The organism is Asticcacaulis sp., from assembly GCF_020217185.1.
Lineage (GTDB): Bacteria > Pseudomonadota > Alphaproteobacteria > Caulobacterales > Caulobacteraceae > Asticcacaulis.
Map to the genome: position 1 here is coordinate 1 of NZ_JAIWNX010000096.1, position 10,000 is coordinate 10,000.

The 10,000-nt window shown below is 60.3% G+C and carries 9 protein-coding genes and 1 pseudogene; all 10 read left to right on the forward strand.

Features of this window, described 5'->3' with window-relative positions; genetic code table 11:
- A pseudogene (locus tag LDL37_RS04765) lies at positions 1-229 on the forward strand (1-deoxy-D-xylulose-5-phosphate reductoisomerase); the annotation flags it as partial.
- A 21-nt stretch (positions 230-250) separates the two neighbouring features.
- A complete protein-coding gene (locus LDL37_RS04770) occupies positions 251-1,453 on the forward strand; it encodes a M50 family metallopeptidase (RefSeq protein WP_290795087.1) in 1,203 nt (400 codons plus the stop codon).
- Positions 1,454-1,533: 80 nt separating this feature from the next.
- A complete protein-coding gene (bamA, locus tag LDL37_RS04775; protein WP_290795089.1) occupies positions 1,534-3,936 on the forward strand; it encodes an outer membrane protein assembly factor BamA in 2,403 nt (800 codons plus the stop codon).
- Between the two features lie 40 nt (positions 3,937-3,976).
- A complete protein-coding gene (locus tag LDL37_RS04780; RefSeq protein ID WP_290795091.1) occupies positions 3,977-4,642 on the forward strand; it encodes an OmpH family outer membrane protein in 666 nt (221 codons plus the stop codon).
- 158 nt (positions 4,643-4,800) lie between these two features.
- Entirely contained in the window at positions 4,801-5,814 is a 1,014-nt protein-coding gene (gene lpxD / locus LDL37_RS04785) for a UDP-3-O-(3-hydroxymyristoyl)glucosamine N-acyltransferase (protein ID WP_290795093.1), read from the forward strand.
- A 7-nt stretch (positions 5,815-5,821) separates the two neighbouring features.
- Positions 5,822-6,319, forward strand: a complete 498-nt coding sequence (gene fabZ / locus LDL37_RS04790) for a 3-hydroxyacyl-ACP dehydratase FabZ (RefSeq protein ID WP_290795095.1) — start codon at positions 5,822-5,824, stop codon at positions 6,317-6,319.
- The gene (gene lpxA, locus LDL37_RS04795) at positions 6,316-7,101 is read left to right on the forward strand and encodes an acyl-ACP--UDP-N-acetylglucosamine O-acyltransferase (protein WP_290795097.1); all 786 of its coding nucleotides are present in this window, start codon (positions 6,316-6,318) and stop codon (positions 7,099-7,101) included. Before fabZ ends, lpxA begins: the two co-directional genes overlap by 4 nt.
- Positions 7,101-7,946, forward strand: coding sequence for a UDP-2,3-diacylglucosamine diphosphatase LpxI (lpxI, locus tag LDL37_RS04800; RefSeq protein ID WP_290795099.1), 846 nt, complete (start codon positions 7,101-7,103; stop codon positions 7,944-7,946). Before lpxA ends, lpxI begins: the two co-directional genes overlap by 1 nt.
- On the forward strand, positions 7,915-9,096 hold the full coding sequence (gene lpxB / locus LDL37_RS04805; protein WP_290795103.1) for a lipid-A-disaccharide synthase: 1,182 nt from the start codon (positions 7,915-7,917) through the stop codon (positions 9,094-9,096). Before lpxI ends, lpxB begins: the two co-directional genes overlap by 32 nt.
- Before the next feature lie 167 nt (positions 9,097-9,263).
- Positions 9,264-10,000, forward strand: a 737-nt coding sequence (locus LDL37_RS04810; RefSeq protein WP_290795101.1) for a serine hydrolase domain-containing protein, incomplete at its 3' end; no start/stop codon positions are given.

The window sequence follows — 10,000 nt, forward strand, 5'->3', positions numbered from 1 at the left end:
GGTGCAGGCCTTCCTTGAGGGGCGCATCGGATTTCTCGACATTCCGGCAACGGTCGAAGCCGCCATGATGCGGGCGCAATCGCTGTCTATGGCTTTCGGTAATGATTTGCGCCATGATGTCGCGCACATCGAGCGGGTGGATGCCGAAACACGGGCACAACTGGCCGCTTCCGGTGAGGCTGCTCGTCGGGCAGCGGGAACACAGGGGCAGGCCTTTTCACAGGCATGACGGGATAAAGTACGGACGATAATGATCTTTTATATTCTGGCCATACCTCTTTTTCTGCTGGTGATCTCGTTGATCGTGACCTTTCACGAACTCGGACATTTCAGCGTCGCCCGGCTGTTTAAAACGAAAATCGAACGCTTCTCCGTCGGATTCGGTCCCGTCATCTGGTCTAAACGCGACAAGAATGGCGTGCTGTGGTGTCTGAGCGCCCTGCCTTTGGGCGGCTATGTCAAGTTTTCGGGCGACGAACATGTGTCTTCCATGTCACCCGACGCCGAAGAATTGGAAAAGGCCCGCCGCGCCATCCGTGAGCGCGAAGGGCCGGGCGCGGAAATGGCCTATTTCCATTTCAAGCCGGTGTGGCAACGCTTTCTGATCGTGCTGGCCGGGCCGGTGGCCAATTTTGTGCTGGCTATTATCATCTTTGCAGCGGTCTTCATGATCGTGGGCAAGGGCATGGCCCCCGGAACCGTCATGGGCTTTTCCGAGCCCAACGGCCCCGGTGCCCGCTCAGGCCTCAAGGTCGGCGATCAGTTCGTCCGCATTGACGGCCGTGAGGTCAAGACCTCAGAAGACGTGATTATGCTGGTGCGGATGCGCGGCAATGAACCCACAGCGGTGGACGTGCGGCGTGATGGCGAGATTGTACGCCTGACGGTGACGCCGGAGCGCCGTCTGATTGAGGAGGTATCGCAGCACGTACCGACCTATGCCGGCGTGCTGGCCGTCAGGATCGGTGACGGGGAACCGCGCACCCCGTGGCCGCACGAAGCCTTGTGGCTGGGGACGCAGAAAACGATCGGCGTACTTGACACGACCCTGACCTATATTGGCCGTATTTTCACCGGAAAAGAAAACGGAGATCAGCTTTCGGGCATTATCGGCATGACCAAGGCGACGGGCGACCTGACCGCCGAAGTCGCCAGCGTCAAGGCGACGCCGGGGCAGATGGCCTTCAGTCTGCTGCTGACCCTGTTGCAGATGGCGGCCTTCGTCTCGGTCGGCATCGGGTTTGTGAACCTGTTGCCGATCCCGGTGCTCGATGGCGGGCATCTGGTCTTTTATACCTATGAGGCCATTGCGCGGCGACCGCTCAGCGCCACCGTGCAGGGCCTTGGATACAGATTTGGACTTGTGGCCTTGTTAGGTTTGATGTTGTTCGCTACATGGAATGACCTTAACCGTATCGGGTTTACCAAGTTTTTCGGGGGGCTGTTTTCATGACCGACGCAGATCGGGAGACATCTCCCGTCCTTTGCCTCCGTTCGTGACGGCCATACATATAAGCGGAACGAAACCTTTCCATGAATAGTCCTGCCTCCACCACTTCCAAGACACATGCTTGGACCGTCAGCGTCAGCCTGCTGGCGCTTCTGGCGGCCTCCGCTCCCGCTCTGGCGCAGGAAGCCCCGGCAAGCCCGGCCGCTCAGGCAGCGCCCGCGGCCCCCGCCCCACAGGTCGCTGTGATCGGGCGAATCAAGGTGGAAGGCAACGAACGTATCGATGCCGCCACCATCATCTCCTACCTGCCGGTGCAGGTAGGCCAGACGGTCAACGACCTCCTGATCGACCAGTCGGTGAAGACGCTTTACCGCACGGAACTGTTCTCCGACGTGCAGATCGTCATGAACGGCAACGAAATGGTCATCAGCGTCGTCGAAGCGCCGATCATCAATCAGGTGGTGTTCGAGGGCAACAGCGCCCTGTCCAAGGACAAGCTGCGCGACGAAGTGACGATCCGCCCGCGCGGTGTCTTCACCAAGGCCAAGGTGCAGGCCGATGTGCAGCGCATTATCGAACTTTACCGTCGCTCAGGCCGTATCTCGGCTACGGTGACGCCGAAGATCGTCGAACTGCCGCAAAAGCGCGTCGATCTGATCTTTGAAATCGACGAAGGCGTGAAAACCGGCGTCGAAAACGTCAACTTTGTTGGCAACAAGGCCTTCTCGGATAACGAACTGGCCGGCGTCGTCGTCACCAAGAAGTCGCTGTGGTGGAAGTTCTTCTCGTCGAACGACAACTACGATCCGGATCGTATGGACTACGACCGTGAGCAGTTGAAGAAGTTCTACACCAACCGCGGCTATTACGACTTCCGCGTCGTCTCGGCGGTGGCCGAACTGACGCCGGACCGTAAGGACTTTGTCATCACCTACACGCTGGATGAAGGTCAGAAGTACAATTTCGGCCGCGTCGTGGTGAAGACCGAAAACGAGAAGCTGAACGGCGAAAACCTGCAACGCATGTTGCCGATCCAGCCGGGCCAGCTCTATGAAAGCGACCTGATCGAAAAGTCGGTGGACGCCCTGACTTACGCAGCCGGGCAGGCGGGCTTTGCCTTTGTGGACGTGCGCCCGCGCGACGAAGGCAATCCGGAAACGAAGACGGTCGATGTGACCTTCAACGTGCGCGAAGGCGCGCGCGTCTATATCGACAAGATCGACATTGTCGGCAATGCCCGCACACTCGATCGCGTCGTGCGCCGTGAAATGCTGGTTTCGGAAGGCGACGCCTATAACAAGGCCCTGATCGAACGCTCCAAGATGTTCGTCAATGCGCTGGGCTTCTTCAAGGACGTCGATATCAAGGAAACGCCGGGTTCGGCCCCTGACCGCACCAATATTCAGGTGCAGGTCACCGAGCAGCCGACCGGCGAACTGAGCTTCGGTGCAGGCTTCTCCTCCTACGAAAAGTTCATCCTCGACGTCGGTATCACCGAACGCAACTTCCGCGGCCGCGGTCAGAACGTGCGGGCGCGTGTGTCGCTGGGTTCGATCCAGAAGAATGTCGATCTGTCCTTCACCGAACCGCGCTTTATGGGCCGTGACGTCTCGGCGGGTATCGACCTCTTCTCCAGCTCGTATAACTATTCGGGTGTCAGCTATTCGTCGAAAACGAACGGTGCGGGCCTGCGTCTGGGCTACAGCCTGAACGGCTATTCCATCCTGCGCCTGCGCTATAACCTGCGCAGCGACGAACTGACCTATTCGGGTTCGTCGGAATGTGACGCCCTGCAATATAGCTGCGGCAACGGCGTGACCTCCAGCGTCGGCTACACCCTGTCGTTCGACCGCCGTAACGACTACGTGCTGGCGACGCGCGGCTGGCAGGCCATCCTGCGTCAGGATTTCGCCGGATTGGGCGGTGACACGCGCTATGTTCGCTCCGAGCTTGAAGGCCATTGGTATCATGGCTTCCGCAAGGATATGGTCCTGCACCTGCAAGGTATCGCCGGTAACATCACGCCCGTGGGCGGCGACGCCGTTCGCATCAACGACCGTTTCTTCAAGGGGGGCACCACATTCCGCGGCTTCGAAAATGCCGGTATCGGTCCGCGCGACACCAACTCGACCTACGCGCTGGGCGGTGAAACCTACGCCATTGGCACCGTCGAACTGGGCATTCCCAACGGTCTGCCCGAGCAGTACGGCCTCAAAACCGCTCTGTTTGTCGATTTCGGTACGCTCGGTGGCATCGATGACCGCCTGAAATATTGCAGCGCCGCTCAGGCGACGCTTGGTAACTGTACGGCCGGTACACGTCTGGACTATATCAAGGATGACATGTCGCTGCGCGCTTCGGCGGGCGTGACCATCCGCTGGAAGTCGCCCATGGGGCCGATCCAGTTCGATATCAGCCAGATCCTGTCGCGCGAAGACTACGACAAGACCGAGACCTTCCGTTTCTCACAATCTACACAGTTTTAATTTATCTTCCCACAAGATCCACCGAACGAGTTTCCACGCTATGAAAAAGCAAATTCTTCTTACTGTCGCCGCCTTGTCGGCCACCGCCCTGACCTCGGTCGCTGTTGCCCAGACCCCGGCCCCCGCCGCGGCCCCGGCGCCGGCGCAGCCCCAAACCAAGCCGGGCCCGGTTATCGCCGGCGTTTGCGTGTATTCGAACGAAGCCGTGATGGCCAATGCCGCCGTCTCCAAGGCCGCCGCTCAGCGCCTGCAACAGATCAACCAGCAGGCCGAGGCCGAGCTTGAGCCCGATGCGCAGGCGCTGGAAAAAGAGCGTGCCGGTCTCGCCGCTCAGCAAAAGACCCTGACCAAGGACAAGTTCGACCCGCTGGCTCAGGCCTTCATGGGTAAGGTCAAGGCCTTCCAGGACAAGGCGTTCATCGTCAATCAGGAACTGGGCCGTACCGAGCAGGACGCCAATGTGAAGGTGGCGCAACTGGTTGCCCCGGCGCTGTCGGCGACCTACGAAAGCAAGAACTGCGGAATGCTGGTTGACCGCAAGGCGGTTCTGTTCGCCAACCCGGCTATGGATATCACCGGCGACGTGATCAAGAAGCTCGACGATTCGAAGGCAGCGGTCGATATCAAGCGCGTCGTTCTGCCGGAAGCTGACCGTCAGAAGCTGCTGAAGGCGAAGGCTGAGCAGGACGCCCAGCAAGGCGGTTAAGTTTTAGCCGCCATTGGCGTCTGAAAACTTTGTAAACATTGAGTGAGCCTTGTCCGGCGAAATGTGCGCACGCATAGCTGGACAAGGCTCTGTTTTTTTGAGCTATATGCGACTTTTCGTACTTTTGCTGTCGTTTGGGTAAGGAGGATTTGCAGGGCATGCCCGATCAAAGATTCTTTGATGTTGCTTCCGAAATCGCCCTTGATGACGTTCTCGGTCTGGCCTTTGCCAGCGTATCGTCGGGTGCAGACCTGACGGCGCGTCGTGTGAACGGCTGCGCCCCCCTGTCGGTGGCGGGGCAGGGCGACGCCGCCTATTTCAGCGACCGTCGCTATCTCGAAAATCTGCGCCGCACGCGTGCTGGCTTTGCCTTTGTCCACGAAGCCGATATCGACCATGTGCCTGAGCAAACCGTGGCGCTTGTCACCCGCTCACCGCAGGCATCGTGGTCACGACTGGCGGCGAAGCTGTACAGACCGCGTCGCCACGAAGGAACACAGGCCATTCACCCCACAGCCCGTATCGAAGAGGGCGTGACATTGGGGGTAGGGGTCATTGTCGGTCAGGGAGCGGAGATCGGGCGCGGGTCGCACATCGAAGCCTATACCGTCATTGGTCCAGGCTGTCAGATCGGACGTAATTGTTACATCGGCGCACACGCGACCATCTATTGCGCCCTGATCGGTGATGGCGTGCATCTGGCGTCGGGTGTGCGAATCGGCGAGGCTGGTTTTGGCGTTTCGGGCGATCACGAAGGCCTGATTGATGTGCCGCAACTGGGGCGCGTCATCCTTCAGGATCATGTCTCCATCGGTGCGGGAACCTGCGTCGATCGCGGGGCCTATGACGACACGGTGATCGGCGAGGCTTCAAAGATCGACAATATGGTTCAGATCGCCCATAACGTTAAACTCGGACGTAACGTCATCGTCGCCGCCCATTCCGGGCTTTCCGGTTCCGTTCAGGTGGGGGATGGGGCCATGTTCGGGGGTCGGGCGGGCGTGATCGACCATATTGATATCGGGGCCGGGGCCAAGGTGGCTGCGGGTGCGGTTGTGTTTAAAGACGTCCCTGCGGGACAGATGTGGTCGGGCTTCCCGGCCAAGCCGTCGCGGCAGTTTCTGCGCGAGACGGCCTGGCTGAGCAAGGCCGCCACCAAGGATAAGGGCTAAGAGCAGAATGACCACGGATCAAGGCAGCGAGGTGCCGGAAGGCGGGGCACCCGAAACCGGTATCGACATCAGCTATCAGGAAGTGATGAAGCGGATTCCGCATCGCTATCCGTTCCTGTTGATTGATCGCGGTGAAAACTGGATCAAGAACAAGAGCATGGTCGGCATCAAGAACGTCACGTTCAATGAGCCCTTCTTCAACGGCCATTTCCCTGAAAACCCGGTCATGCCGGGCGTTCTGATCATCGAGGCGCTGGGCCAGACCGGGGCTGTGCTGATGTCGAAGTCGCTGGATGTCTCCGTCGAAGGCAAGACCATCTTCTTCATGGGCGTCGATGGCGTGAAGTTTCGTAGCCCCGTGCGTCCCGGTGATCAGTTGCGGATGCACGTCGAGGTGACGCGTCACCGCGGCGATGTCTTCAAGTTCCGTGGCGAAGCTTTTGTGAACAAGAAAATCGTTTGCGAATGTGAATTCGCGGCCATGGTGGTCGAGACCCCGCAATGAGCATTCACCCGACGGCTATTATCCACGAAGGGGCGCAACTGGGCGAAGGCGTCAGCGTCGGCCCGTGGTGCATCGTAGGCCCGCAAGCCGTGCTGGGCGACCGCGTAACCCTGCAAGCCAGTGTGGTCATCGAAGGCCATACGGAAATCGGCGCCGACTGTTACGTGCATCCCTTTGCGGTTCTGGGCGGCTCGCCGCAGCATCTGGCGCACAAGGGCGAAGATACACGCCTTATCGTCGGTGAACGCAATCAGATCCGCGAACACGTCACCATGCACACCGGCACGGTCAAGGGCGGGGGCGTCACGACCGTCGGTAATGACTGCCTGTTCATGGTCGGCAGCCACGTGGCCCACGACTGCGTCGTTGGCAATAATGTGGTGCTGGCCAACAATGCGTCTCTGGGCGGGCACGTAAAGGTCGGCGATTTCGTGTTTCTGGGTGGCCTGTGCGGCGTGCATCAGTTCGCGCGCATCGGCCGCTACAGCTTCGTCGGCGGCGCGGCCATGGTGACCAAGGACGTCATCCCCTACGGTTCGGTGTGGGGCAACCACGCGCGTCTGGAAGGCCTCAATCTGGTGGGGCTGAAGCGTCGAGGTTTCTCGCGCGACCTGATCCTGTCGCTGCGTACCGCCTATCGCATGATGTTCGCACCGGAAGGCACCTTCCAGGAGCGTCTGGACGACGTGCTGGAAAACTTCAGCGACATTCCGCAGGTGGTTGAAATTGTGCAATTCATCCGCGAAGATTCCAACCGTCCCATCTGCCTGCCGGTCGAGTGATGGACAAGCTCGGCCTCATTGCCGGCGGTGGACTGGTGCCGGTCGAAATCGCCCGTTACCTCAAGCGCAGCGGACGACCCTATTGCGTCATCCGGCTGGAAGGGCTGGCGGACGCTGAACTGGCGGACCATCCCGGCCACGATATTGATGTCGGCCATTTCCAGAAAATCTTTGTGGCTCTGGCGCAGGAAGGCTGCCGTGCCGTCTGCATGGTCGGCTATGTCCAGCGCCCGGACTTCGATGCCATGCAACGCGACGAGGGCGGGGCGGCACACCTGCCGGGCATCCAGGCGGCCGGACGCGGCGGCGACGACTCGCTCCTGCGGCAAGTTGCCCGAGTGTTTGAAAGTCAGGGCTATGCCATAGAGGGGGCGCACGAGGCCAATCCGGAACTGTGCCTCGAAGAGGGGCTTCAGGCCGGTGAGGCACCGTCTCCGGAAGCCCGTGAAGATGTGGAAGAGGCCTTTCGCGTCGCGCACGCGCTTGGGGCGCTGGATATTGGTCAGGCGGCGGTCGTCGCCGGGCGGATCACACTGGCGGTCGAGGCACAGGAAGGCACGGACGCGCTTCTGAAGCGCGTGGCGACGCTGTCGCCGGTGCTTATCGGCACACAGGACCGGCGCAAGGGTGTGCTGGCCAAGGTGCCCAAACCGATACAGGATTTGCGGCTCGACATGCCGACCATCGGCGTTCAGACGGTCGAGGCGGCAGCGGCGGCGGGTCTTTGTGGAATTGTCGGGCAGGCGGGGGCGCTGCTCGTCGTAGATAAGGCGCGCGTCTATGCCCGCGCCGCCGAACTGGGACTTTTCATCTATGGACACGCCGCCCCCGCCCAAACCGACTAAGCTGATGTTGGTCGCTGCCGAAGCCTCCGGTGACATGCTGGGGGCCGGGCTGATGCGTGAATTGCAAAGGCAATCTCCCGTCCCACTCACCTTTTGCGGCGTCGGTGGGCAGCGTATGGCCGAACTGGGTGTCAAGAGCCCGTTCGATATCTCAGAGCTTTCGATTCTGGGCCTGATCGAAGGGCTGAAGGCCTATAAGCGCGTCAAGCTGCGTGTCGCGGATACGGTGGCGCAGGCGCTCAGGGAAAAGCCTGACGCTGTTGTGCTGATCGACTCGTGGGGCTTTACGTTGCGCGTGGCGCACGGCATCCGCGCCGTCCTGCCCGACGTTCCGTTGATCAAATATGTCGGGCCGCAGGTGTGGGCTACCCGTCCGGGGCGAGCCAAAACACTGGCGCAAAGCGTTGATCTGCTGCTGGCCCTGCACCCGATGGACGCCCCCTATTTTGAAAAAGAGGGGCTAAAGACCGTCGTTGTGGGCAATCCGGCCCTGAATGTCGATTTCAGCACTGCCGATCCCGACGGTCTGCGCGGGCGACTGGGGATAGGCGAGGCGCCTCTGCTGCTGTTCCTGCCGGGCAGCCGCCCCTCCGAAATCAAGCGCCTGATGCCGGTGTTCCGTGAGACCATAGAAACCCTGTCGCGGCAGCGTCCTGAACTGGTCTTCGTCGTACCGGTGGCCGATACGGTGCGCGATCAGGTGCGCGACGGGCTGGCGGGTGTGCAGGCTCCGTTGCACCTGATCGACAACGAAATGGATAAACTCTCGGCCATGCGGGCGGCGACCGTGGCCCTGGCCTGTTCTGGGACGGTGACGACCGAATTGGCTTTGGCCGGATGCCCGATAATTGTGGCCTATAAGGTCGAACCCCTGACCTATTTCCTGTTCAAACACATGTCGCCGCTTACCCACGTCACCCTGTTCAACATCATGGCAGGGAAGGGGGTGGCCCCTGAATTTATCCAGCACGACTGTACAACGGCCAATCTGGTCGCTGCGCTCAGCCACAGACTGGACAATCCGGCCTTCCGCGCCGCCCAGACCGAGGCGCAATACGCCGCCCTCGACCTGATGGGCCGCGGTCAACCGGCCCCGGCCATCCGCGCCGCCGAAGCCGTATTGCAGCACCTGAGCCTGACAAAAATTTGAGAAGAGGGGTGCATAGACACCCCTTGCGCCGTACCGATTTTCGCCCAACTCTGCGGCTATAGCATCCCGTTCTGATATTTCCGTGATCCGTTCGGGCGTTAACTCAGGCTTAAGATGTCGGTAGCACATCCTTTACCATGACCCGATTTTCGTATCCTTTGGGGGGTATGACGCGCCGTGCGGCGGTGGCCCTGAGTCTGGCGGCTCTGGGCGGTAGCGTCTTGCGCCCTCAGCCGTCTATGCAGGGCGCGTCTGCCGCTACGGGTGACGCACCAGCACTGAAAGACTGGCCCACGCTGGACGCGCTGGCGCAGGCCATGATCGACACCCGCCTGACACCGGGTCTGACCCTGAGCGTGATGCATAAGGGTGTCATGCTCTATTCTAAGGGCTTCGGGCAGTCGGATATCGACAGTGCGGTGTCGATTACCCCGCAGACGAGCCTGCGCATAGCCTCGATCACCAAACAATTCACGGCTGTGGCCATTCTGTTGCTGGCTGAACAGGGACAACTTAATGTCCATGATCCGCTATCGAAATTCCTGCCGGATTTCCCGCGCGCCGCTGAGGTCAGCCTGCACCAGTTGATGAGCCACACCTCTGGCATGGGCGACTATATCAATCGTCAGGACCACAGCATTCTGGACGCGGCGCGTACCCGCGATTACAGCACAGACGACATTCTCAAACTGATCCGTGCGGGCAAGCCGCTCTATCGCTTTGCGCCGGGCATGGGCTGGGCCTATTCCAATTCCGGCTTTACCCTGCTGTCGTCGATCGTTGAGCGTTTATCGGGTCAGAGTTTTGCCGATTTTTGCCGCAAGCATCTGTTTGAGCGCGCGGGCATGGCCAATACGACCATCGACCAGAGCTGCGAGGTGACCAATGCGGTGACACGTGGCTA